Source organism: Methylobacterium sp. UNC300MFChir4.1, from assembly GCF_900110155.1.
In the GTDB taxonomy this organism is placed as follows: domain Bacteria; phylum Pseudomonadota; class Alphaproteobacteria; order Rhizobiales; family Beijerinckiaceae; genus Methylobacterium.
Genome location: NZ_FOCS01000004.1, coordinates 1 through 22583 on the forward strand (window position 1 = coordinate 1; position 22583 = coordinate 22583).

Sequence of the window (22583 nt, forward strand, 5' to 3'; positions counted from 1 at the left end):
CCGATCTCCCAGGCCGTCACCGTCACCGGCGAGGGCGCCGCCGGCGCCCGCCTGCCGCTCTCGGGCCACGGCGACCGCATCCTCGACGTCATCGCCGCCGCCGGCGGCAACCGCGCGCCGGTCAACGAGACCTTCGTGCGGCTCTCGCGCGGGCCGGTGACCGCGACCGTGCCGCTGACCACAGTGGTGTCGAACCCCAGGGAGAACATCTACCTGCGGCCCAACGACGTGCTGACGCTCGTGCGCGACCCGCAGACCTTCATCGCGGTGGGCGCGCTGGGCAACAGCACCGAGCTGCCGTTCCAGGCCGACGGCATCACGCTGGCGCAGGCGCTGGCCAAGGCGCGCGGCCTGTCGGACTTCGCCGCCGACCCGGCCGGGACGTTCATCTTCCGGTTCGAGCCGGCCAGCGTCGTGCGCCGGCTCAGCCCCGGCTCGAAGCTTCTGGGCACGCCCCTGGTGCCGGTCGTCTACCGGATCGACATGCGCGACCCCAACAGCCTGTTCGTGTCCCAGGCGTTCCGCATGCGCAACCGCGACCTGATCTACGTGTCGAACGCCCCCTTCACCGAGGTCCAGAAGGTCCTCACCGCCTTCAACGGCGTCACCGGACCGGTCGCCTCCGCCGCGACGGCCTACGCCTACGCCAAGTAGGGACCAGGTCGTCGACAGGACCGCCGTGGAAAAAAATCGCGTTTCGCCGCGTCCTCGCGTATGGGCACTGGGTGCGGGGCGGGATCGAGGCTACGGAGCCGCATCCGCCGTCGCGCCGACGTGTCGCGCAAGGATGCCCAGAAGAGCCCGATGAAGATCGGACGTTTCGTCCCCGCCCACGGGCCGCTCCGGCCCGCACTGATCGCCCTGAGCCTGTGTCTCGCGCTCCTGCCGGCCACCCAAGCGGTGGCCGACGTGGTGGTCGGCGTCGCGGTTCCGCGGTCTGGTCCCTACGTGGCGGTCGGCGAGCAGGTCCTGCGCGGCGTCGAGGCCGCCGCCCGGGACGCCAACGCCATGGGTGGCCTCGACGGCCAGCCCGTGACCCTCGACGTGCAGGACGACGCCTGCGACTCGAACACCGCCATGGCGGTGGCCAACCACTTCGTCCGGTCGAACGTCCGTCTCGTCGTCGGCCATGTCTGCTCCAACGCCTCCATCGCGGCCTCCGACATCTACGCCCAGAACGGGGTGGTGATGATCACCGCGGCCTCGGTGGCGGCCCGGCTCACCGACCGGGGGCTGCCGAACATCTTCCGGGTCTGCGGCCGCGACGACGACCAGGCGCGCCTGTCCGCCGCCGTGCTGGCCGAGCGGTTCCGCGACCGGAAGATCGCGCTGATCCAGGACCAGACGCCGGCGGCGCGCAGCCTCGCCGCCGCCACCAAGGACAACCTCAACCGCATTGGCGTGAACGAGGCGCTGTTCCTGTCCTTCTCGCCGAGCGACGCCGACGACGCCGCCCTGGTCGACCGCCTCAAGGGCGCGGGGATCGAGGTCGTCTACTACGGCGGCGACGCCGCCGAGATGGGCCGCCTCGTGAAGATCGCGGCGGACCGGGGCTTCCGGCCGCAATGGTTCGGTACCTCGGCCATCGCCACGCCGGACTTCGCCAAGATAGCCGGATCGGCCAGCAACGGCGTGCTGATGACCTTCTACCTCGACCCGAGCCGGCAGCCCGCCGCCGCGGCCGTCGTGAAGGCCTTCAAGGCCGAGGGCGTCGATCCCACGGGCTCGACGATCTACGGGTACGCGGCCATGCAGGCGCTGGTGGCGGCCGGCAACTTCGCCCACTCCACCGAGCCGAGGCCGATCGCGCAGGCGCTGCACACCGAACGCTTCGATCTCGTGCTCGGCACCGTCGGCTTCGATGCCAAGGGCGACGTCACCGCCCAGGGCTACGTGCTCTACGTGTGGAAGGACGGGAGCTTCACGCCGGCCGGCAAGTGAGGGGCGGGCCCCGCACAGGCAACCTCACAAGGTCTCTGCGGCCTCGACCTCCGTGCCGCGGCCGAGACCGCGCAGCAACTCTGCCAGATGCGGGCGGACCCGCAATTGCAGGGCGTGCAGCCGCCGCACCGCCGCGCTGAGTTCCCCGTCCCGCCCGAGCATCGCGTCGGCGTAGCCGATCATGCGCGCGTTCGGCCAAGCCGGCTCGCGCAGGGCGTGGAGCCGCTCCACCAGGGCGGCGGCGGACGCGTCCGGCTCGGCCTGCGCGAACAGGGTCAGCAGCGCCGCGGTGGAGCGCGACAGGCCGTAATGGCAGTGGACCAGGAGATGGCCGGCCCCGTCGAGCGCCCGCCCGAAATCCAGGATCGCCGCGACGTGCTCCGGCTCGGGCGGGACGAGACCGTCACCCGGGCCGAGGCAGTCGTGGAACCGGAGGGTCGTGCGGGCGTGGGCGCCGTAGGCGGTGAAGGCCGCGGGCTCCGGCGTGCCGGGATCGAGCAGCGACAGGACGTGGCTCACGCCGCGCGCGCCGTGGCCGGCCAGTTCCTCCAGGCCGCAGACGGTGTGCAGGGTGACGGCGGGCTCGGTTCGCATCCCGGGCGCCTAGCACGGGCACGGTCCGGTTTCGAGGCGCCACGGAACTGCCCGGGCCGCCCGCGGCTTTCGAGAACCGGCACGCACGTGCTACCTGCGACCCCCGATCCGGCCCGGACGGGTCGGACCTGCTCGGACGAGATGCCGTTGGACGAACCTCACCTCGCGCGATCCCCCGCGGCCGGGACGCGGCGCCGCAGCGTGCTGACCGCCGGCCTCGGCGCCGCCGCGGCCCTGACCGGGCCGCTCGCCGCGCCGGCCCGGGCCGAGTCCGCCCCGGAGCTGCGCTGGCGCCTGTCCTCCGCCTACCCGAAGACCCTCGACATCCTGTACGGCGCCCCCGAGGCGCTCAGCCGGATCGTCGCGGAGGCCACCGACGGGCGCTTCCAGATCCAGGTCCAGGGCCCCGGCGAGCCGGTCCCGGCCGAGGGCCTGCTCGACGCCGTGGCCGCCGGCACCGTCGAGATGGGACACGGTCCTGCGACCCTCGGCATGGCCAAGGATCCGACCTTCGCGCTGGCCACCGCGGTGCCCTTCGGCCTCAACGCCCGGGGCGCCGCCGCGTGGTGGCAGGCGGGCGGCGCCGCCGAACTCTTCGCCGAGGTCTTCGCCAAGGCCGGGCTGGTCTGCCTGCCGGGCGGCAACACCGGCGCCCAGATGGGCGGCTGGTTCCGTCGCGAGATCAAGACCCTCGCGGACCTGCAGGGCCTGAAGTTCCGGATCGGCGGCATGGGCGGCCAGGTGCTCGCCAAGTTCGGCGTCCAGCCGCAGGCGGTGCCGGGCCCGGAGATCTACGCGGCCCTGGAGAGCAAGAAGCTCGACGCCGCCGAGTGGATCGGGCCCTACGACGACGAGCGGCTCGGCCTGCAGAAGGTCGCGCCGATCTACCATTATCCCGGCTTCTGGGAGGGCGGCGCCCTGCTGCACTTCTGGTTCAACGCCGAGAAGTGGAAGGCGCTGCCGAAATCCTACCAGGGGATCCTTCGGGCCGCGGCGGCCGAGGTCGGCGCCGACGTCCAGGCCAAGTACGACGCCCGCAACCCGCAGGCCCTGCGCCGGCTGGTGGCCGGGGGCGCGCAGCTGCGGCCGTTCCCCCAGGACGTCATGGAGGCCGCCCTCAAGAACGCCAATGACGTCTACGCCGAGATCGCCGCCAAGAACGCCGATTTCCGCCGCGTCTACGAGGCGATGCGGACCTTCCGCAACGAGGAGTACCTCTGGTTCCAGGTGGCAGAGTACACCTACGACAACTTCATGATCCGCGCCCGGGCGCGGGGCTGAGGCGCGCGCCGCCGCGGGAGGCCGGCGCGGCGCCCCGGGGGCGCTTCAAAGATGGGGACGTCGGGGCCGCGCCCGATTGCCACGCGATCGGGAACGGCTCTAGCGTCCGGCACGGCATCGGCGAGGGGAGGGCTGCATGTTCGGGACGCTGCGGGTCGGATTGGCTCTGCTCGGGGCGGCGCTGCCCCTCCAGGCCTTCGCACAGTCGGCCGCCAACCTGTCGGCCCTGCGCGGGCTGGTCCCGGTGGCCCGGCTGCAGACGACGCCCGACGGCAAGGCGGCGCTCGACGCGAACCTGCGGGTCACCGGCGACATCCAGAGCGGCGCGCTGAAGCAGCCGACGCTCCTGCCGTTCCCCGAGCAGCAGCAGCTCGCCCTGCAGGACTGCTTCATCACCGACGGCAACGCCGCCAACCTCGCAGACGGCCTCGGCACCACGCTCGCCCGCGCCTACCACGCCAAGGCGACCTACAGCGACTACAAGACCTTCACCAGCATCGCGCCGGCGGTCGCCAACCTGATCGGCTACACCAACAACGTGACCAAGTCGGATTCGAATTCCGGCAAGTATTTCTTCGCCAATGCCACGACCAACGGCAAGCATCCGGTCTCGGACGAGGCCGCTGCGATCCTGTCGAACGGCGCCGTCACCGACGTGTTCGGCAAGGCCTACGACCGGCCGGCCGGGAGCCCCGGCGCCGACCGCTACGGCAATTCGCGGCCGTTCCAGACCCTGCCACGCCTCCTCTCGTATCGTGGCAAGGACTATTTCGGTGACGCGTCCGACAGCCTCGACTGGCTGCGCGGCCCCTCGCAGGACCTCGTGAACAGCCCGTCCTACCCGAGCGGTCACACCACCTACGGCTACACCGAGTCCATGGTGCTCGCGCTGCTCGTACCCGAGCGCTACCAGCAGATGGTCGCCCGCGCCGCCGAGTACGGCAACGACCGGATCATCGTCGGGGCGCACTACGCCATGGACGTGCTGGGCGGCCGGGCGACCTCGCTGCACGCCCTCGCGCACCTGCTCGCCAACGATCCGGCCTATGTCGGCCAGATCCGGAAGAACCCGGCCGTCCTCGACAAGGCGTCCGCCGAGGCCGACAGGACGGTCGGCGTGACGGATTACCGGGCGCTCCTGACGGAGGCCCGCGCGGCGATGACCGAGGCGCTGAAGGCCGGCTGCGGCGACGCGGTCTCGGCCTGCGCGGCGAAGGATACCGGCCGGTTCAAGGACGCGGCCGCCAACGCCGCCTTCTACGCGGCGACCCAGACCTACGGCCTGCCCGTGGTGCATCCGGACACCGCCGGCCGGCGGGAGGACGTGGGCAAGGTCGCGCCGGAGGCCGGCCACCTGCTGACCGCGGCCTTCCCGGCGCTGACGCTCGACGAGGCCAACGCGATCCTCACCGAGACGCAGGGGCCGGGCGGCGGTTTCCTCGACGACGGCTCGGAATTCGGCGTCTACGCGCGCCTCGACCTCTACACGGCGGGCGGCAAGGCCGCCGCGCTGGCGGCGAGCCGGGCGGGGTCCAGCGCGACGCGCTGACACGCCGTGGCCGAGGGCCTGTCGGATCGCCGGTGGCGCGGATCTCCTAGAGAGGCAGGGCCGCCGGAGAGGGGGCCGTCGCGCCCCGGGCACCCCGCCTGCGCGGGAAGCGCGCTGCCCCTCACCGCGCCCGTGGAAGGGCCGGACCGGGGTCCGCGCCTGCTCCGGACAGAAAAAAGGCCACTCCCGAAGGAGCGGCCCGAAGTCTAGGGAGGAAACGCCCAAGAAGGGCTGCGGAAGGGCGACGCCATCGCCTTCCCGCGCTGCACAATCTGTGCTCCTCGACGGAAAATTCAAGAGCATCAGGACAGCAGGGCTGTCCTTTCGTGCGCTCGCGCACGCGTCGCTTCCCGCCTGTGTTGAAAATGTCGCAGGCCGTCGAGCGCGATCGAAACCTGCATCGTCGCGGTCGGGACCGATCGATCGCCGTGCAAGTCCCTGATGAGGCGGGGTTTTGGCGGCTGGAGCCGGAGTTCGGCCCGTCGCCTCGACTGCGGCTTTTCATCCGTCCGGTCCGGACGGACGAAAATCCCGCCCGCTCTACCTTCTCCGGCCAAGGTTCCGGCGCGGCGCGCCAAGCAAGGAGCAGGTGAGCATGGCGATCCAGGGCGAACGGATCCGGATCCTCAACGATGTCGAGCCGCGCGAAGACGGCGCCTACGTCCTGTATCTCCTGCAGCAGGCCAACCGGGCGACGTTCAATCCGGCTCTCGAACTCGCCATCGAGGAGGGAAACCGCCTCGATCTGCCGGTCGTCGCCTGCTTCGGCCTGCTGGACGGCGCGAGCGGCTTTCCCGAGGCCAATGCCCGGCATTACGCCTTCCTGCTCCAGGGTCTCGCGGACGCGAAGGCAGGCCTGGAGAAGCGCGGGATCGGCTTCGTCATGCGCAAGTGCTCGCCCGCCGAGATCGCCATCGCCCTCGCCGAGGAGGCCGCGCTCCTCGTGCTCGACCGCGGCTACCTCGCGATCCAGAAGGGCTGGTACCGGCAGATCGCCAAGTCGGTGAAGACGCGGATCGTCCAGGTCGAGGGCGACGTCGTCGTGCCGGTCGAGACGGCCTCGCCGAAGCACGAATACGCCGCCCGGACGCTGAGGCCGAAGCTGAACCGGCTGTGGGACCCGTTCCTCGCGGCGCTGAAACCCCGCCGGGTGAAGCGCGCGGCCGATCGCCTGACGCTGAAGAGCGTGATCGACGTCTCCGATCCGGAGGCGGTGCTCGCCGGGATGACCCTCGACCGGGAGGTCGGCCCGGTGAAGCGCTTCACGGGCGGCGAGACGCAGGCCCGCAAGCGCCTGAAGGCGTTCCTGAAGGACGGGTTCTCGGGCTACGGCGCGGGGCGCAACATGCCGGAGGCGGCCGCCGCCTCGCACATGAGCCCCTACCTGCATTTCGGGCAGATCTCGCCGGTGGAGATCGCCCTGGCGGTGCGGGAGGCCAAGGTCGGCGATGCCGACGACCGCAGCGCCTACTTGGAGGAGCTGATCGTCCGACGCGAGCTCGCCATGAACCACGTCTTCTACACGGAGGGCTACGACGCCTACGACAGGGCCGTGCCGGACTGGGCGCGCAAGACCCTGGCCGAGCACGCGAAGGACGAGCGTCCCCACGCCTACTCGGAGGCGCAGCTCGCCGCCGGCGAGACCCACGACCGCTACTGGAACGCCGCGATGCGCGAGATGCGCGAGACCGGCTACATGCACAACCAGCTGCGGATGTACTGGGGCAAGAAGATCCTCGAATGGTCCCCGTCGCCCGAGGAGGGCTTCGCGCGGACGCTCCGCCTGAACAACCGCTACTTCCTCGACGGGCGCGATCCGAACTCCTTCACCAACGTCGCCTGGGTGTACGGCCTGCACGACCGGCCCTGGCAGAGGCGCGAGATCTTCGGCACGGTCCGCTATCAGAGCGAGAACTCGCTCAAGAAGTTCGACGCCAAGGCTTATGTGCGGGCGGTGGAGAAGCTCTGCGCCGCCGAGGGCTGAGGCGGGACGGCCGCGCGGCCGCTGGGGCGCTTCGGTATCCTCGCAATCGTCGCACGATGATCGGACCGGGCGGCAGCGTATTGCGACGCTTGTCTCCGCGGAGGCTCAGTCGTCTCGCGCGCACAGGTTCGTGAAGAAACGCTTTCCCGGCCTCGGATGTTTCGAGCCCACTTCCGGCCCGTCGCGGACCGCCGGACATGATCCGGCGACAACTCGGTCGGACCGGGGTCGGATCATCGCGCTGCTCGAAGCTGAACGGAGGACGACGATGCGGATGAAGCTGGCAGGCGCAGCACTCCTCGCGCTCGGAACCTTGGCCGCCACGGCCGGTACGGCGGAGGCTGCCCAGGGCTGCGGCCCGGGCTTCCACCGGGGCTGGTCAGGCTGGTGCAAGCCGAACTGGCGCCCCTACGCGTACCGCCCGGTCTACTATGCCCGACCGGTGGCCTACGGCTGGGGCCGTCCCTGGGGCTGGCACCATCGGTGGGGCTGGCGCCACGCGGGCTGGCATCGCCCCTGGGGCTGGCACCATCACGGCGGCTGGCATCGGGCGGCTTGGCACCACAGGTGGTGATCGGCTGAGCGGCGGGGCCGGCACGCCGGTGCCGGCCCTCGGCCGTCCCGCGCAGGGGGCCTTTCCTTGACCATTGCGCTATAGCGTCCGCTCTCACTGCGCGGACGAGGTGCTCTTTCATGGTCGAGAAGCGGGACGAGGTGCCGGACACGACGGAGGCTCCGCCCCCGCAACGGTCGCGCTACCGCCGCTCGATCATGCGCCTGCGGTCGGCCTCGATGGAGGCCTATCCGCTCTGGCGCGGGCGGCTGCTCTTCCTCGTGGGCGGCATCGGCGTGGGCCTCGCCGCCGTGCTGATGGCCAAGGGCGCCGACCTCGCGCAGGACGGGTTCCGGCGGCTCACCGCGCCGTCGCCGCTGATCGCCCTGGTGCTGACGCCCGCGGGCTTCGCTCTCGCGGCGCTGCTCGCCCTCACGGTCTTCCCGAACTCGCAGGGCTCGGGCATCCCGCAGGTGATCGCCGCCCGCCACGCCCGGGATACCGGCTTCCGCTACTCGCTGATCTCGCCGCGCGTGGCCTTCGGCAAGGTGCTGGTCCTGTTCCTGGGCCTGTTCTGTGGCGCCTCGGCGGGCCGCGAGGGGCCGACCGTGCAGGTCGGCGCCGCGATCATGGCCGCCTTCGGCCGCCTGACCCCGGAGCGCCTGCCCGGGCTCCTCCTGGCGGGCGGCGCCGCCGGCGTCGCGGCGGCGTTCAACACGCCGCTCGCCGGCATCGTGTTCGGCATCGAGGAGCTGGGACGCGCCTACGAGGCGCGCTCCTCCGGCCTGATCGTGGCCGGGATCGTGGCCGCGGGCCTGACCTCGCTCGGGCTCCTCGGCAACTATACCTATTTCGGCACGACCGACGCCGCCCTGCCGCTGGCGGCCGGCTGGGTGGTCCCGCTCGTCGCCGTGGTCGGCGGCCTCGCGGGCGGCCTGTTCAGCCGCCTCGTGATCCTGTTCGCCCGCGGCCTGCCCGGCGCGGCCGGGCGGATGATCCGGAAGCGGCCCGTGATCTTCGCGGCGGCCTGCGGGCTGTGCGTCGCCCTGTGCGGCCTCGCCTCCGGGGGCGCGGCCTACGGGACCGGCTACGAGGAGGCCAAGGCCATCCTCCACGGCGACGCGGCGGCGGGATGGACCTACGCGCCCCTGAAATTCGCCGCCACCGTGCTGAGCTCGATCAGCGGCATCCCGGGCGGCCTGTTCGCGCCGTCCCTGGCGGTCGGGGCCGGCCTCGGTGGCACGGTCCACGGATTCCTGCCGGGCATGCCCGTCGGCGCCGTCGTGCTGATCGGGATGGTGGCCTACCTGACGGGCGTGCTGCAGGCGCCGATCACCAGCTTCGTCATCGTCACCGAGATGACCCAGAACCACGCGATGGTGATCCCCCTGATGGTCGCGGCGCTCCTGGCCGACGCGGCCTCGAAGGCGATCTGCCGCGGCGGCCTCTACCACACGCTGGCGGAGATCATGCTGGAACGGGCCGACGTGCCGGCGCAGCCCGTGGCGAAGACCGGCTGACCGCGTCCCCGACCGAGCGGCCGGACGCGGGTAAGAATAAAAGCGGACCGGTCCGGAATCCGCGGAACGGTCTCGCTTGGCGTCGGTTGAGGCAGCAGCATCAGGCCCCGCGCCGGGGCGCAGCCGGAGTGACGCCATGACCCTTCTGAAATGGGCCCTCATCTGCTTCGTGATCTCGCTGATCGCCGGCGGTCTCGGCTTCACCGGCATCGCCTCCGGCGCCGGCTCGCTGGCCCGCATCCTGTTCGGCCTGTTCCTGCTCATCGCCATCGTGATCGTGGTCATCGCCTTCGCGGTCGGCCAGGCGGTGTTCTGAGGCAGGCGCGGTGCGCGGCGCGGTCTGCCTCGTCACCGGGGCGACCGGCGGCATCGGCTACGAGACGGCCCTCGGTCTCGCGCGCCTCGGCGCGCGGGTCGCCATGGTCGGCCGGGACAGCGGGAAGCTGCAGGCCTGCGCCGACAGGATCCGCGCCGCGGTGCCCGGCGCCGCCGTGGAGCCGCACCGCGCGGACCTGTCCGCGCAGGCCGAGATCCGCCGGCTCGCCGGGACCCTGCGGGCGGCCTATCCGCGCCTCGACGTGCTGGTGAACAATGCCGGCGCGATCTTCGACCGGCGCACGCTGACCGTCGACGGGATCGAGCGGACCTGGGCGCTCGACCATCTGGGCTACGTGCTCCTGACCCTCGAACTCCTCGACACGCTGAAGGACGCGGCGGCGGCGGGCGGGAAGCCGCGGATCGTCAACGTCGCCTCGGCGGCCCATTACCGGGGGCACATCGATTTCGACGACGTCGAGGGCGCCCGGCGCTACCGGGCGATGGGCGCGTATGCCCAGGCCAAGCTCGCCAACGTGCTGTTCACCTACGCGCTCGCCCGGCGCCTGCGCGACAGCGGCATCACGGCGAACGCCGTCCATCCGGGGGTGGTCAATACCGGCTTCGCCAAGAACACCGGCGGCCTGCTCGGCGCGGCCTGGGCGCTGATGCGGCCGTTGCTGATCACGCCCGAGAAGGGCGCGCGGACCTCCCTCCGCGTGGCCAGCGACCCGGGCCTGGACGGGGTCACGGGCCGATACTTCTCCCACGGTCGGCCGAAGGTCTCCTCGGCCGAGAGCCGCGACGAGGCCGTCCAGGAGCGGCTCTGGGCGCTGAGCCTCCGGCAGGTAAGCCGGAGCGACTGAAGTCGGATCGTTCGGCGGTGGCGGTCTCAGGCAGCCGGCGGGTCGAGCAGCACCCAGAGTCGCGCGATCCTGCCGTCCACGATCTCGGCAACGTCCGTCCCGGTGACCGCGACCGGGCCGCCCTCCGGACCGGCTTCCCAGCGCAGCGATCCCACGCCGTGGTGTCCGGCGGCCGTGCCGACGGGCACGAAGCGGAAGGTCGGCCCGAACCGGTCCAGGAGCGCCCCGGCGACCGCGGCGATCGCGGTCCGCCCGCGCACGACGTTGTCCGGCTCGAACAGGGTCGGCTCGGCCACGTAGAGCTCGGCCCGGGCGGCCGCCCGCGCGCCGGCGTCCCGCGCGTTGAAGATCCGCGCGAGATTGGCGCGCAGCAGCCGGTCGTAGTCGGGCTCTGCCGCCGGCGCGGCCTCCGTGCCGTCGGACATCGCGCATCTCCTTCGAAGGGGGTTGTCGGGCGTGCCGCGCGGCGGCCGGCGGCTCATATCAGGCGGCCGCCGCCGTCGATGTGCAGGGTCTCGCCGTTCATGAAGCCGTTGCTCATCAGGAAGACGACGGCGGCACCGGCCTCCTCGGCGGTGCCGAGGCGTCTCTGCGGCAGCCTCTCGGTCAGCCCGGCCACGTAGGCGTCGCGGTGGGCGCCGAGTGTGCGGGCCAGGAGCGGGGTGTCGGTGGTGCCGGGCGAGAGCGCGTTCACCCGCACCGGTGCCAGTTCGAGCGCGAGGCCGCGGGCGAAGGCCTCCATCGCGGCCGACGCCGCCGCCAGCACGGCGGTCCCCTGCGCGCTCGGGCGGTCCGCCAGGGCGCCGGAGATGAGGGTGACCGAGCCGTCCCCGGCGAGCCGGCCGCCGAGGGCGCGCAGGGCATGAATGGCAGCCCAGATTCGCTCGTCGAAGGCCCGCGCGAGGTGCTCGACCTCGGCCTCGAGGACCCTGCCGGCCACGAAGGTCCCGGCCAGCAGCGCGAGGTGGTCGACGCGGGGGATGTCGGCCAGAGCGGTCGCGATCGTCTCGGGCCGCGTCACGTCGGCGGCGCGCCAGCCGGCGAAGCCGTTCTCCGCCGCGGCGCGCTCGGCGCCCGCCGCGTGGCGGCCGACGACGACGACCTCCGCGCCCGCCGCCCTGGCTTGGCGGGCGGCCGCGAGGCCTATGCCCGAGGTGCCGCCGAAGACCACGACGGTGCGATCCTGAAGGGTGCTGCTCATGGCGGGAAACCTGGCCGGTCGTCGCCAGCGCGGCGCCGATGGACGGGAGATTGGGCCAGCGACCCTTCCTTGATAATCGGTCCGCTCTTCGCTTCAGTCGTGCCGTCATGGAACAGATCGGCCTCGACCGGTTCACGGGCATCGTCGCCTTCGCCCGCTCCGCCTCCCTCGGCAGCTACTCGGCGGCCGCCCGCTCCCTCGGCATCTCGCCCTCGGCGGTGAGCAAGAGCGTGCAGCGGCTGGAGGCGCGGCTCGGCGTGAGCCTCTTCACCCGGACCACCCGCTCGCTGACCCTGACGCCGGAGGGGCGCGACCTGCAGGAGCGCGCGCTGCGGCTCCTCCGCGAGGCCGAGGCGATCGAGCAGGCGGCGGTCGCGGCACGCTCCGAGCCCGCCGGCACCCTGAAGGTGGCGGCGTCGATCCCGGTCGGCGTCCACCTGCTCGCGCCGGCCCTGCCGCGCTTCCGCGCGCGCCATCCGAAGCTGTCGGTCGACCTGCGCCTGAGCGACCGCTTCGTGGACCTGATCGAGGAGGGCATCGACGTCGCGATCCGGGTCGGCGACCTCGCGGATTCCCGGCTGGTCTCGCGCCGCCTCGCGCCGCACCGGGTCTGCGCCTTCGCGGCCCCGGCCTATCTGGCGCGGCGCGGCACGCCGCGGCATCCAGACGATCTGGTCCACCACGACTGCGTGAACTTCCGCTTCCAGAGCACGGGGCAGGCCCTGCGCTGGCCGTTCCACGTGGGCGGCCGCAGGGTCGAGATCACGCCGGATACCGGCATCGTCGCGGATTTCAGCGACGCGGTGACGGCAGTGCTGGTGGCCGGTGGCGGTATCGGCATCTCGCCGACCTACATCGCCGCACCGCATGTCGGGCGGGGCGCGCTCATCCCGATCCTGCAGGACTTCGCGGTCGAGCGCTCGGTCTTCACGGCGCTCTGGCCGGAGAGCCGGCGCGGCAGCCCGAACGTGCGGGCGTTCCTCGCTTTCCTCGACGAGGTCTTCCCGTCGCCTGTCCCCTGGGACGGCGTGCTCGCGCCGGCCCCGACGCCCGGTGCGGCCGCCTGACAGAGGTCCGTGCGCGCCGGCGAGGCGGCACCCCTCAGGCCGCCGCCCGGACCTTGTGGTCGCCCTGCTGCTGGATCTCGATGAAGACCCGGGTCACGTCGGGGCTGCGCGCCTTCAGCGCCCGGTCGAGGCGCGTGACGAGGCTCTCGACCTCGCCGGCGCTGAGATCGTCGGTCATGTCGATGCTGAGATTGACCAGGATGTCGGACGGGCCGAGGTGCTGGGTCAGCACCTCGTTGACGTGGACCACGCCCGGCTCGCCGCGGACCAGCTCCGCGATCGCCGCCACGACCTCGGGATCGGCCGCCTCGCCGATCAGCAGACCGTGCGTCTCGACCATCAGGAACGCCGCCATGCCGATCAGCACGAGGCCGATGCCGACCGACGCCCAGCCGTCGAGGCTCGGCATCTCCAGGAGGTGGGACAGGGCCACGCCGGCGAGCGCGATCAGCAGGCCGATCAGGGCGGCGGTGTCCTCCGCGAGCACCGTGAACAGGGTCGGGTCCTTGCTGCGCCGGATCGCCCGCACGGCCGAGTGCTTGCCCTTCTCGGCCCAGAACTGGCGCATCGCAACGAAGAACGACGTGCCCTCCGCCGCGATGGCGAAGCCCAGGATCGCGACGTTCACCCAGAGGCCGGGCAGGCGGTAGCCGAACAGCTCGGCATCGACGTCCGGCTCGGGATGGCGGACCCGCTCGATCCCCTCGTAGACGGCGAACAGTCCGCCGCCGAGGAAGATCATCAGCGCGACCACGAAGGCGTAGAAGTAGATCTCGCGCCCGTAGCCGAACGGGTGGCGGGCGTCGGCCGGGCGCTCGGCCCGCTTCATGCCGACGAGGAGCAGCACCTGGTTCGCCGTGTCGACCACCGAGTGTACGCCCTCGGCGAGCATGGCGGTCGAGCCGGTCAGCGCCCCGCCCACGAACTTCGCCGCCGCGATGGCGAGGTTGGCGCCCGCCGCCGCGTAGATCGCTCCCGTGCTTTCGTGCGCCATCCGGAACTCCCTGCGCGGTCTGGGGGACACCGGGCTCTTGGACCCCGGCACGGCGTCGCCGCCGCGGCGATGCAAGCGTCGCGGCGCGCAGGTTGTTCCCGTGTGGACGCGGGCCGGTGCCCCGTGCAACCTGCGGCCGCTCAACGAGTCCCGGAGGCAGCATGGCCGATGCCCGCTACGATCCCGACAACATCTTCGCCAAGATCCTGCGGGGCGAGATCCCCTGCCACCGCGTCTACGAGGACGCCCACACCCTGGCCTTCATGGACGTGATGCCCCAGGGCGAGGGCCACACGCTGGTGATCCCGAAGGCGCCGGCCCGGGGCCTGCTCGACGCCGACCCGGACTCGCTCGGCGCCCTGATGGCGAGCGTCCAGAAGGTCGCCCGCGCCGTGAAGGCGGCGTTCCGGGCCGAGGGTCTGACCGTGTTCCAGTTCAACGAGCCGGCCGGCGGCCAGACCGTCTTCCACCTGCACGTCCACGTCATCCCGCGGCGCGAGGGCGTGCCGCTGAAGCGCCACGAGGGCGGGATGGCCGATAACGGGGTCCTCGCCGAGCACGCCGCCCGCATCCGCGCGGCGCTCGAGGCACAGGCCTGACGCCCAGGCCTTACGATCAGGCCGCGCTCGCCGAGTCGCCCGACTGGGCCATGCTGGCGAGCAGCCGGCGCAGGGCGGCGTTCTCGGTCTCGAGCTCGCTGATGCGCTTCAGCAGCAGGGTCACGGAGGCGTCCGTCGCGGCCGGATCGGGCGAAGCGGGCGCGGTGCCGGCCCGGGCCGGCGCCTCGAAGGTCACGCCGATGCCGTCCTCCCGGCGCCAGCGCAGGGTGGCCCGGTAGGTCCGGTCCTTCTGCGGGATGTAGAGATCGAACGCGTCCGGAAGCGTGGTGGCCTCGCTCATCACGAGGCGCGCGCCGGTGGGGGACATGTCGCGCACCAGGCAGTCGAGGCTCGACGACCCGTTGTTGAAGACGATGCGGCCCTTGAGGAAGACCCTCTGGCGCGCCTCTCTGCGATGCTCCGACATGCGGGCGGCTCCGGACAGCTGACGGTTCCGCGAAACCTGCACGCGAGCCCTTAAGGAATCTTGGTCGCGATCGCCGAGTCGAGGCCCGCTATAGGGCTCGATACCGGTAACGAGCTGCCGCCAAGGCTCCGGAAGAGCGAGTCGGCGCCCCGGGCCGGTCCGATTTACGCGCGACGACTTCGGTTCGTCGTTCCGTGGCCGGAGCGGCGACCCGGCAGGACCGCGCCGATCGTCCCGACGCCGTCCTGCTCGCCGTGACGGACGGGGCCCGCTCAGGCGATGAAGCGCCGGTCCACGGTCTGGAACAGGTAGAAGCCGTTGAAGCGCACCGCGGTGTCGGCGGCCCGCCCGTCGAAGTCGAGGGGCTGCCGGCCGCCGTCGCCCAGCTTGCCGCCGAAGGTCCAGCGACCCGCGCCGATGAAGGGCGGGACCGTGCTGGCCTCCGGCACCGCGCAGCAGAGGCCCTCCTCGCCTTTGAGCTGGAACAGGTTGTAGCTTCGCATCCGAAGTCCTCCGCCTGGCCGCCCTCGAAGCCAATTTTCCCAATACAAGATTTCGCATTGCGAAGAATCGGCTTGACCGTGCTCATAATGGCACAATCGGTCGAGTTTGTGACGGTCAAGTTTCAGGGACGTTTCGGTTCAACTCGTCGATCCAGATCCGCGCCGACCCGTCGGAGGGCGCGCGCCAGTCCCCCCGGGGCGACAGCGAGCCCCCCGCCGAGACCTTCGGCCCGTTCGGGAGCGCCGAGCGCTTGAACTGGCTGAAGCCGAAGTAGCGGCTCAGGAAGACGCCGAGCCAGCGGCGGATCTCCGGGAGGTCGTAGGCGACCCGCTTGCTCTCCGGGAAGTCCGGCGCCCAGGTGCCGCGCTCCCTGTCGCCCCAGGCGTGGAGCGCCAGGAAGGCGATCTTCGAGGGCCGGAACCCGTAGCGGAGCGTGTAGAACAGGTTGAAATCCTGCAGCGCGTAGGGGCCGATCGTGCCCTCCGTGCTCTGCGGGCTGTCGTCCTGATCCACCGGCACCAGCTCGGGGGAGATCTCGGTGTCGAGGACAGCCTGGAGGGTGCGGGCCTCGTCCGGGCCGACCTCGCCGTTGCCGATCACCCAGCGGATCAGGTGCTGGATCAGCGTCTTGGGCACGCCGGCATTGACCGCGTAGTGGCTCATCTGGTCGCCGACGCCGTAGGTGCACCAGCCGAGCGCCAGCTCGGAGAGGTCGCCGGTGCCGACCACGATGCCGCCGGCGTGGTTCGCCAGCCGGAACAGGTAGTCGGTGCGCAGGCCCGCCTGCACGTTCTCGAAGGTCACGTCGTAGACCGCCTCGCCCTTGGCGAAGGGGTGGTCCATGTCGGCGAGCATCTGCTTGGCGGCCGGGCGGATGTCGATCTCGGCGGCCGAGCAGCCCAGCGCCTTCATGAGCGCGTGGGCGTTGGTCTTGGTGGCGTTCGAGGTGGCGAACCCCGGCAGCGTGTAGGCCAGGATGTCCGAGCGCGGGTATCCCAGGCGGTCGAACGCCTTGGCGATCACGATCAGCGCGTGGGTCGAATCGAGGCCGCCCGAGACGCCGATGACGGCCTTGCGGGTGCCGGTGGCCTCCAGGCGCTTGGCGAGGCCGGCGACCTGGATGTTGTAGGCCTCGTAGCAATCCTGCGCGAGGCGCGACGGGTCGGCCGGCACGAACGGGAACCGCTCGATCCGCCGGATCAGGCCGAGATCGGCCTCGGGCGGGTTGAGCCGGAACGGCACCCGGCGATAGGGCAGGGCGCGGCCGCGCGCGTCGTCGTCGAAGCTGCCCGCCTGCAGGCGCTCCTGGGCGATCAGGTCGAGGTCGATGTCGGCCAGCGTCGTCACCGGCTTCTCGGGGAAGCGCTCGCCCTCGGCGAGGCGCACGCCGAGCTCGTCGACGCTGGTCTGGCCGTCCCAGGACAGGTCGGTGGTCGATTCGCCCTGGCCGGCCGCCGCGTAGACGTACGCGCAGGCGCCCCGCATCGAGGCCGCCCGGGACAGGAGCGCCCGCGACTCGGCACGGCCCACCGTGATCGGGCTGCCCGAGAGGTTCGCCAGCACGGTGGCGCCGGCGAGCGCGGCGCGCATGCCGGGGGGCTCGGGCACCCACAGGTCCTCGCAGATCTCCACCCCGACCACGAGGCCCGGCAGGTCCTCGGCCGGGAACAGCAGGTCGGTGCCGAACGGCGCGTCCTGACCGGCGACCCGGACGGTCTCGCCGACGATCCCGGCGCCGGAGGCGAAGTGGCGCTTCTCGTAGAACTCCCGGTAGTTCGGCAGGAAGGTCTTCGGGACGACGCCGAGCAGGCGGCCGCCCTGGATGGCGAGCGCGCAATTGTAGACGCGGTGCCGCCAGCGCAGGGGCGCGCCGACGATCAGCAGCGGCCGGAGACGGGCCGAGTCGGCGATCACGCGGGCGGCAGCGACCTCGACCGCGTCGAGCAGGGTCTGCTGGAGCAGCAGGTCCTCGATCGCGTAGGCCGAGAGGCCGAGCTCGGTGAAGACCGCCAGCACCGCGCCCAAATCGTGGCAGGTCCGGGCGAGGTCGAGGACGACGTCGGCGTTGCGCTCGGGCTCGGCCGGATGGCTCCGGCCGGTGCAGGCCGCGACCCGGGCGAAGCCGTGGCGGTAGAGGGAGCGGAAGCGGGCCGGCGATTCGGAGGTGGCTGGAGACACGGGCACCTGTCTGGGTGAGGGGTGGCTGCGGGTTACTATAGCGGACGCGGGCGGGGGGCGGCGCGGAGCCTGTTCGCGCCCTGGCCGGTTCCCGACGTCATCGCGAGAGACTGCGCTGCGGCGGACCGGGACGGGGCCCAGATCGCGATTTCCAATCCATAGGGCGTCGTTACCTCGAGATTCCGCGTTCGAATCGGTCGCCGGTGGCCGTGACGGCCCGGCCGCGGCGATGCGGGGCCCTGCCGGAGCGCCGGGCCGATCGTCCCGCATGGTTTCCGCACCGCGGCCGACGGCAAGCCTCCATTAACGACGAATGGCCTAACTCAGGAACAGCCGCCGCGCGTCGGCGGATCCCTGTTTCGAGTATCGTCTGAGAACCCATGCGCGCATCGGGACGGCCTCCGTACTCCCACCGTGACCCCGCCCGCCCTGTTCGCGGCGGCGACCGCTCGGGCCTCTCCCTGGGAGCCCTGGCGCACCGGCTGATGGCGCTCCGCGCGAGCCTCACCCGCCGCCTCTCCGGCTCTCCCGCGGGCCTGCCCGCCCGCCCGTCCTACGGCGCGCCCGGGCGCCGGGCCGAGCCGAGCTGGCTCACCCCGCCGGGCGCGATGGTCGGCCGCGAGGGCTCCGAGCGCGCCCCGCGCGCCGCGGCGCCCGAGCCGCACTGGCCGGCCCAGGTCTTCGACGACCGGGCGAGCCTCGACGCCCTGGAATCCCCGATCTTCGAGAGCCGGATCGACCGCAGCGCCTCCTCGCCGGGCGTGCTGGTGCGCCAGCCGCGCCGCCCCGCCGCCATCGCCCCCGACTACGCGCCGGCCGCGGCTCCGCTCGCGGGCCATGCGGCCGGCCATGTGGCCCACCAAGTGACCGACCACGTCGCGACGCCGGCCGCCGCGCCGGCGCCGGCCGCGCCCTCGGCGGTCCGCTACACCCGCACCCCTGATTCGGTTCTGCAGGAGCGCCGCCAGCGCGCCCTCGAGGCCGAGCGCGTCGCCCTGGAGCGCGCCCGTGCCGAGGCGCAGGCCGCTGCCCTCGCCCTGGAGACCGAGCGGGCCGCCCGCGAAGAGGCCGAGCAGGAGCGGGTCGAGCGCGCGCGGATCGCGGCCGAGGCGGCCGAGCGCGCCGCAGCCGTGCCGGCCCTGCCCGAAGCCGCCGCGCCGGACGCGGAGCCGGTGCCGCTGTGGCGCCAGCCCTTCGTCGCGCCGCCGGGCGTCCGCTTCTTCCGCACGCCGGACCGCCGCCCGGTCCGGCCCGCGGTCGAGCTGGCCGCCTCCACGGCGGCGATCGCCCCGGTCGCGGCCGCGTTGGTCGCCGCCGCGCCGGTCGAGACGGTCGCCGAGGCCCCGGCCCGCGACTGGTCGGACCTGCCGGACTGGTCCGAGGTCCAGCCCTGGTTCGACGGCGGCGACTGGTCGTCCGTCGATGCCTGGTCGGCCCTGGAGGCGCAGCCCGCCGAGGTCGCGCCGACCCCGGCCGCCGTCTCGGCGCCGGCGGCGTCCGACGAGCGCTTCGTCTCCATGCCCCTCGACATCTCGCACCTGCGGTCGCTGCCGCCGCGGCCGGTCTACGTGCTCGACCGGCTCGTCCGGTTCGACCAGCCGCCGCGTCCCGCCGACGGGCAGGATAACGGGACGGAGACCGGCCAGCGGATGGACGAGGCCGCCTCGATCCGGAGCGCCTTCCTGCCGCCCGTCGCGCCGCCGGCCGCGTCCGGCCTGTCGCTGGTCTTCGGCCCCGGCAGCGCCGCGGCCGAGCCTCCGGCCGCCCCCGCGTCCGAGGCGCCCCGCCGCGCGCCGGCTCTCAGCGCCATGGCGGCCCGGGCTGCGATTCGCGCGGCCGGCCAGCCGACCGCCGTCCCGCCAGCACCCCCGGCCGTGCCCGAAGCCGGTCCCGCCCCGGTCGTTGCCGCGCCGGTCGTTGCCGCGCCGGTCGCCGCGCGCGCCGAGGCGGAGCGCGTTGTGATCCCGATGACGCCGCGCCCGGTCCTGCTCCGCGGCAAGCTGGCGCCGCAGCCGGAGCCGGTCGAGACGGAGATCGAGGCGGAGATCGAGGCTGAGGCCGAGCCGGTCGCCGCTGCCGTCGAGGCGATCGAGGTCGCGGCCCTGCCGGCCCCCGCGCCGGCGTCGGTCCCCCTGGTGGCGCCGCGGGCACACCTGATCCCGGCCGGCCGCCACCTCGAGATCGCGCCGATCGAGAACGCCGATTACGAGCTGCCGTCCCTCGAACTGCTCGCCCTGCCGGCCCCCGGCGGCAGCGAGGAGGTCGACGCCGACGTGCTGGAGCAGAACGCCCTCAACCTGCAGCAGACGGTCCAGGATTTCGGCGTGCGCGGCGACATCCTGGCGGTGCGGCCGGGCCCGGTCGTCACCCTCTACGAACTCGAGCCCGCGCCCGGCACCAAGTCCAGCCGCGTGATCGGCCTGTCGGACGACATCGCCCGGTCGATGTCGGCGGTCTCGGCCCGCGTCGCGGTCGTGCCCGGCCGGAACGTCATCGGCATCGAGCTGCCGAACGAGACCCGCGAGACCGTGTTCCTGCGCGAGCTGCTCTCGTCGGCCGACTTCGCCGAGAGCAAGCACAAGCTGGCGCTGTGCCTGGGCAAGAACATCGGCGGCGAGCCGATCATCGCCGACCTCGCGCGCATGCCGCACCTCCTGGTCGCCGGCACGACCGGCTCGGGCAAGTCGGTGGCGATCAACACCATGATCCTGTCGCTGCTCTACCGGCTCAAGCCCGAGGAGTGCCGCCTGATCATGGTCGACCCGAAGATGCTGGAGCTGTCGGTCTACGACGGCATCCCGCACCTGCTCTCCCCGGTCGTCATCGACCCCAAGAAGGCGGTCATCGCCCTCAAGTGGGCCGTGCGCGAGATGGAGGAGCGCTACAAGAAGATGGCCAAGATCGCGGTGCGCAACATCGACGGCTACAACGCCCGCATGAAGGAGGCCCGCGATAAGGGCGAGACCATCACGCGCACGGTCCAGACCGGCTTCGATCGCCACACCGGCGAGGCCGTGTACGAGGACGAGGCGATGGATCTGGCGCCGCTGCCGTACATCGTGATCGTGGTCGACGAGATGGCCGACCTGATGATGGTGGCCGGCAAGGACATCGAGGGGGCGATCCAGCGCCTGGCGCAGATGGCGCGCGCGGCGGGCATTCACCTGATCATGGCCACCCAGCGCCCGTCGGTGGACGTGATCACCGGGACGATCAAGGCGAACTTCCCGACCCGGATCAGCTTCCAGGTGACGAGCAAGATCGACAGCCGCACGATCCTGGGCGAGATGGGCGCCGAGCAGCTTCTGGGCCAGGGCGACATGCTGTTCATGGCCGGGGGCGGGCGCACGACGCGGGTGCACGGGCCGTTCTGCTCGGACAGCGAGGTCGAGAGCGTGGTCGCCCACCTCAAGCGCCAGGGCCGTCCCAGCTACCTCGACGCCGTCACCGCCGACGATTCGCCCGAGGAGCCCGCCAAGGAGGGCGGCCGGTCCGGCCGGGGCAAGGCGGCCGCGGCCGACAAGGCCGAGCGGTCCGACGAGCCCGAGGAGGAGGCCCCCGTCTTCGACATCGGCGCCTTCGCGGCGGCGAGCGGCGGCGACTCCGACGACCTCTACAAGCAGGCGATCGAGGTGGTGCTGCGCGACCAGAAGGCGTCGACGAGCTACATCCAGCGCCGGCTGCAGATCGGCTACAACCGCGCCGCCTCCATCATGGAGCGGATGGAGATCGAGGGCATCGTCGGCCCGGCCAACCACGCCGGCAAGCGCGAGATCCTGGTCGCCGGGGCGACGCACAGCTCGGCCGGGATGTACGACGACGAGTGAGACGCTGTCCGGGCCGCCTCGCCACGGGGCGGCCCGGACGTCGCATCTTCGCCACAGGGCGAGGTTCTAAAAGGGGGCTGCGAAACCCGCCCCGTCTCTGCGAGCGGAGCGAAGCAACCCAGAGTAGCGCGACCTCCGGTATCGTGGCGCACCTGGATTGCCTCGCTCCGCTCGCGAAGACGAGGGGACGGCAAGGCGTCCGCAGCGGCCCGCCCACCTCTGTTTCGCCGCCGGAGCTTGCCCGCGGCTCCTCAGGAGACTCTGCCGATGATCGGCCGCCGCACCCGCACAGCCGGCTCCGTGATCGCCGCCGGGCTGTGGCTCGCGACAGCCAACCCGGCCCACGCGCAGGTCGGCGCCTTCATCGACAGCCTGTTCGGCCACAAGGAGGAGCCCGCCCCGCAGCCGGAGGCCGCCCCGGCGGCCCCCGCGCCGGCCAAGAAGGCCGCGCCCAAGGCCAAGGAGGCGAGCAAGGAGACGAAGCCCGGCACGGCCAAGTCCGGCAAGGGCGGCGACAAGGCCGCCGACAAGGCGGACCACAAGGCGCCCGAGCCGAAGGTCGCGGCGGTGGGCGCGCCGACGGCGATCGTCACCGCCGACTCGGCCGATCCCGCCGCGCTGCTGGCGCAGGCCAACGCCTACTTCAACGGCATCAACACCCTGACGGGCAATTTCGTGCAGATCGGCGCCGACGGCCGCCGGATCGGCGGCAAGCTGACGCTCGTCAAGCCCGGCCGCCTGCGCTTCGACTACGACCAGCCCTCGCCGCTAGAGGTGGTCGCCGACGGGACCTCGGTGGCGGTGCGCGACCGCAAGCTGAACACCCAGGACCTCTACTTCATCGCACAGACGCCGCTGAAATTCCTCCTGCGCGAGAAGATCGACCTCGCCCGCGACCTCACCGTCACCGACGTGGCGAGCGATCCAGGCAGCGTCCGCATCAGCCTGGAGGACCGCGCCACCCTCGGCGGCACCTCGAAGATCCAGCTGTTCTTCGACGCCGAGATGAAGACCCTGTCGCAGTGGCGGATCACCGACCCGCAGGGCTACGTCACCACGGTGACGCTCTCGAACCTGCAGAAGGGCAAGAGCGTCGACGGCAGCCTGTTCTTCATCAATTACGGACGGTCCGAGGACAAGGCGATGCAGCAGCAGATCCAGCAATCGCAGAAGTGACGGGGTC

The 22583-nt window shown here is 72.3% G+C and carries 19 protein-coding genes and 1 pseudogene; 13 read left to right on the plus strand and 7 right to left on the minus strand.

Annotated elements, in window-relative coordinates:
- Positions 1 to 654, plus strand: a pseudogene (locus BMY19_RS07530) (sugar transporter); the annotation flags it as partial.
- Between the two features lie 150 nt (positions 655 to 804).
- Positions 805 to 1941, plus strand: a complete 1137-nt coding sequence (locus tag BMY19_RS07535; protein ID WP_026604861.1) for a branched-chain amino acid ABC transporter substrate-binding protein — start codon at positions 805 to 807, stop codon at positions 1939 to 1941.
- 24 nt (positions 1942 to 1965) lie between these two features.
- On the opposite strand, the gene BMY19_RS07540 is transcribed toward BMY19_RS07535, so the two are convergent.
- The gene (locus tag BMY19_RS07540; RefSeq protein WP_100251334.1) at positions 1966 to 2535 is read right to left on the minus strand and encodes a tyrosine phosphatase family protein; all 570 of its coding nucleotides are present in this window, start codon (positions 2533 to 2535) and stop codon (positions 1966 to 1968) included.
- Positions 2536 to 2682: 147 nt separating this feature from the next.
- On the opposite strand from BMY19_RS07540, the gene BMY19_RS07545 reads away from it, so the two are divergent.
- From BMY19_RS07545 to BMY19_RS07575, 7 genes are all read left to right on the plus strand, one after another.
- Positions 2683 to 3816: a TRAP transporter substrate-binding protein gene (locus BMY19_RS07545; RefSeq protein ID WP_244435295.1), complete on the plus strand. Its 1134-nt coding sequence runs from the start codon at positions 2683 to 2685 to the stop codon at positions 3814 to 3816.
- A 136-nt stretch (positions 3817 to 3952) separates the two neighbouring features.
- Positions 3953 to 5365 (plus strand): phosphatase PAP2 family protein, encoded by a 1413-nt coding sequence (locus BMY19_RS07550; RefSeq protein WP_100251335.1) that lies wholly within the window; start codon positions 3953 to 3955, stop codon positions 5363 to 5365.
- 595 nt (positions 5366 to 5960) lie between these two features.
- On the plus strand, positions 5961 to 7349 hold the full coding sequence (locus BMY19_RS07555; protein ID WP_100251336.1) for a deoxyribodipyrimidine photo-lyase: 1389 nt from the start codon (positions 5961 to 5963) through the stop codon (positions 7347 to 7349).
- A 274-nt stretch (positions 7350 to 7623) separates the two neighbouring features.
- On the plus strand, positions 7624 to 7923 hold the full coding sequence (locus BMY19_RS07560; protein ID WP_091679795.1) for a GCG_CRPN prefix-to-repeats domain-containing protein: 300 nt from the start codon (positions 7624 to 7626) through the stop codon (positions 7921 to 7923).
- A gap of 119 nt (positions 7924 to 8042) precedes the next feature.
- On the plus strand, positions 8043 to 9422 hold the full coding sequence (locus BMY19_RS07565; protein ID WP_100251337.1) for a chloride channel protein: 1380 nt from the start codon (positions 8043 to 8045) through the stop codon (positions 9420 to 9422).
- Between the two features lie 136 nt (positions 9423 to 9558).
- Positions 9559 to 9738, plus strand: a complete 180-nt coding sequence (locus BMY19_RS07570) for a DUF1328 domain-containing protein (protein ID WP_010685332.1) — start codon at positions 9559 to 9561, stop codon at positions 9736 to 9738.
- A 10-nt stretch (positions 9739 to 9748) separates the two neighbouring features.
- Positions 9749 to 10603, plus strand: a complete 855-nt coding sequence (locus BMY19_RS07575) for an SDR family oxidoreductase (protein WP_100251338.1) — start codon at positions 9749 to 9751, stop codon at positions 10601 to 10603.
- Positions 10604 to 10629: 26 nt separating this feature from the next.
- Here BMY19_RS07575 and BMY19_RS07580 read toward each other — a convergent pair whose 3' ends face one another.
- Together BMY19_RS07580 and BMY19_RS07585 are read right to left on the minus strand one after the other, a co-directional pair.
- The gene (locus tag BMY19_RS07580; protein WP_100251339.1) at positions 10630 to 11028 is read right to left on the minus strand and encodes a nuclear transport factor 2 family protein; all 399 of its coding nucleotides are present in this window, start codon (positions 11026 to 11028) and stop codon (positions 10630 to 10632) included.
- A 53-nt stretch (positions 11029 to 11081) separates the two neighbouring features.
- Positions 11082 to 11804: an SDR family oxidoreductase gene (locus BMY19_RS07585; RefSeq protein WP_091679744.1), complete on the minus strand. Its 723-nt coding sequence runs from the start codon at positions 11802 to 11804 to the stop codon at positions 11082 to 11084.
- 107 nt (positions 11805 to 11911) lie between these two features.
- Here BMY19_RS07585 and BMY19_RS07590 point away from each other — a divergent pair, with 107 nt between their 5' ends.
- On the plus strand, positions 11912 to 12871 hold the full coding sequence (locus BMY19_RS07590; RefSeq protein ID WP_100251340.1) for a LysR family transcriptional regulator: 960 nt from the start codon (positions 11912 to 11914) through the stop codon (positions 12869 to 12871).
- A gap of 34 nt (positions 12872 to 12905) precedes the next feature.
- Here BMY19_RS07590 and BMY19_RS07595 read toward each other — a convergent pair whose 3' ends face one another.
- Complete coding sequence (locus BMY19_RS07595) at positions 12906 to 13865, minus strand: cation diffusion facilitator family transporter (protein WP_020092741.1); 960 nt, start codon at positions 13863 to 13865, stop codon at positions 12906 to 12908.
- Positions 13866 to 14026: 161 nt separating this feature from the next.
- Here BMY19_RS07595 and BMY19_RS07600 point away from each other — a divergent pair, with 161 nt between their 5' ends.
- Positions 14027 to 14464, plus strand: a complete 438-nt coding sequence (locus tag BMY19_RS07600; RefSeq protein WP_091679740.1) for an HIT family protein — start codon at positions 14027 to 14029, stop codon at positions 14462 to 14464.
- A gap of 16 nt (positions 14465 to 14480) precedes the next feature.
- Here the strand turns inward: BMY19_RS07600 and BMY19_RS07605 are convergent, their stop codons facing one another.
- The 3 genes from BMY19_RS07605 to BMY19_RS07615 form a co-directional block, all read right to left on the minus strand.
- Positions 14481 to 14891, minus strand: a complete 411-nt coding sequence (locus tag BMY19_RS07605) for a PilZ domain-containing protein (RefSeq protein WP_020092739.1) — start codon at positions 14889 to 14891, stop codon at positions 14481 to 14483.
- Positions 14892 to 15163: 272 nt separating this feature from the next.
- On the minus strand, positions 15164 to 15394 hold the full coding sequence (locus tag BMY19_RS07610; RefSeq protein ID WP_020092738.1) for a hypothetical protein: 231 nt from the start codon (positions 15392 to 15394) through the stop codon (positions 15164 to 15166).
- 115 nt (positions 15395 to 15509) lie between these two features.
- The gene (locus tag BMY19_RS07615; protein WP_100251341.1) at positions 15510 to 17573 is read right to left on the minus strand and encodes an NAD(+) synthase; all 2064 of its coding nucleotides are present in this window, start codon (positions 17571 to 17573) and stop codon (positions 15510 to 15512) included.
- Positions 17574 to 18058: 485 nt separating this feature from the next.
- On the opposite strand from BMY19_RS07615, the gene BMY19_RS07620 reads away from it, so the two are divergent.
- Together BMY19_RS07620 and BMY19_RS07625 are read left to right on the plus strand one after the other, a co-directional pair.
- Positions 18059 to 21400 (plus strand): DNA translocase FtsK, encoded by a 3342-nt coding sequence (locus BMY19_RS07620; protein ID WP_100251342.1) that lies wholly within the window; start codon positions 18059 to 18061, stop codon positions 21398 to 21400.
- Between the two features lie 267 nt (positions 21401 to 21667).
- Complete coding sequence (locus tag BMY19_RS07625) at positions 21668 to 22576, plus strand: LolA family protein (RefSeq protein WP_020092735.1); 909 nt, start codon at positions 21668 to 21670, stop codon at positions 22574 to 22576.
- Positions 22577 to 22583: the final 7 nt, after the last annotated feature.